Annotated in this window: 1 protein-coding gene; it reads left to right on the top strand. The window is 62.3% G+C overall.

Annotated features, from left to right (window positions below):
* On the top strand, positions 1-754 hold a 754-nt coding region (locus VBE63_RS30795), incomplete at both ends, for a UvrD-helicase domain-containing protein (RefSeq protein ID WP_323686744.1).

The raw sequence follows: 754 nt of genomic DNA, 5'->3' as shown, positions 1-754 counted from the left end.
GGTGCTGGCAATGCACCGTGCCAAGTACCTGGCCGGCAATCTGGCTAGCCATCTCGCCAACCATCGAGCGAGCGGCGATCAGAAGCTGCTGTTCACGACCTTTACCACCAACCTGGCCTTGGACATCGAGGACGGGCTGAAGTCGATCTGCTCGCCGGAGCAGATGCAGCGGATCGACATCATCAATCTGGACGCGCTGGTGTTCCGGTTGCTGAAGGCGCGCCGCTACGAGCACGAGATCGCCTTCGATTTCGAGGCCAAGTGCGCCTCGACCTGGGAGGCGGCCATGGTCGACTTTGACCTCGGGCTTGGGGTCTCGCGGGAGTTCGTGCGTGACGAGTTTGAACAGGTGGTGTTAGCTCAGGGGCTGGCGACGCGCGACGACTATCGCGAGGCGCCGCGGCGCGGCCGCGGTGTGGTGCTCTCGCGCAAGAAGCGCGATGCCCTATGGGAGATCTTCGAGGACTATCGGTTGCAGCTCAGCGCCAAGGGCTTGAAGGAGCCGGACGACGCCTATCGTGATGCCTGTCACTTGCTCGAAGACGAGGGCCGGCCGCCATACACCCATGCGGTGATCGACGAGACACAGGATTTTGGACCCCAGGCGCTGCGACTGATCCGTGCGCTGGTTCCGTCTGGCCCTAACGATCTGATGTTCGTTGGGGATGGACACCAACGCATCTACGCAAAGAACAAGGCGACCATGAGCCGCTGCGGCATCGACATCCGTGGTCGCGCCAAGAAGCTGTACCTG

The sequence above is a fragment of the Lamprobacter sp. genome (assembly GCF_034860625.1).
In the GTDB taxonomy this organism is placed as follows: Bacteria; Pseudomonadota; Gammaproteobacteria; order Chromatiales; family Chromatiaceae; genus Lamprobacter.
The sequence above is the reverse complement of the archived record's forward strand: the minus strand, read 5'-3'. Positions and strand labels throughout refer to the sequence as shown.